The 621-nt window shown below is 63.4% G+C and carries 1 protein-coding gene (only partly in view); it reads right to left on the bottom strand.

Going from position 1 to position 621, the window contains the following annotated elements:
• On the bottom strand, positions 1 to 472 hold the 5' portion of the coding sequence (locus tag K789_RS0102615; protein WP_024365390.1) for a globin domain-containing protein. The gene continues 683 nt to the left of window position 1, outside the view; only the first 472 of its 1,155 coding nucleotides appear in the window; its start codon is at positions 470 to 472; its stop codon lies beyond the left edge, outside the window.
• Between the last annotated feature and the right edge of the window lie 149 nt (positions 473 to 621).

Below are 621 nucleotides of genomic sequence, written 5' to 3'. Positions count from 1 at the left end.
CCCGCCACGGGCTCCACATCGTGCCGTTGGCCTGGGCGGCGTAGAGCCCCTTCTCGAGCTTGATCAGCGCGTCCGCCATGAGCCAGTACACCTCGGTCCAGGCTTCGGCGATTTCCGGGGTGATGACCTCGGCCAGGTCCTCGGCGATCGCGGCGAAGAGGTGCTCGTAGACCACCTGGTACTGCGGTTCGGTGATGCCGAGGGAGGCGTGGCGGTGCGCGATGCGGGCGAGCACGGTTTCCGGCAGGGTTCCGGGGTTGTTCACCAGGTGGGTGGCGAAAGCGGCGATGCTTCCGGCCAAGGCCTGCTGCTGGTTGCCGTTGCGCTGGTTGGAGCGGCTGAAGAGCCCGTCCAGCAGTTCGGGGTGCGCTGCGAAGAGGCGGGCGTAGAACTTGGGGGTGATTTCACCGATCCGGGAACCGACCAGCGGGAGGGTGGCCTCGATGACGGGGAAGGACTTGTCCGAGAGCATGTTGTCTCCTGAGATAGTGGTCCGGGGTCTTCAACCGGACCGATGAAAAATACCTGTATTTGAAATGCAAGTATTCGTACCTCAGTTCTACATCGCGTAGAAAACAACTTCAAATCGGGGGGATTCCCGGGCGTGGCGGCTGCGGGGCG

It is taken from the genome of Arthrobacter sp. TB 26 (assembly GCF_000427315.1).
Classification (GTDB): domain Bacteria; phylum Actinomycetota; class Actinomycetes; order Actinomycetales; family Micrococcaceae; genus Arthrobacter.
Note: the sequence above shows the minus strand (reverse complement) of the source record. Positions and strands in the feature narration are given on the sequence as shown.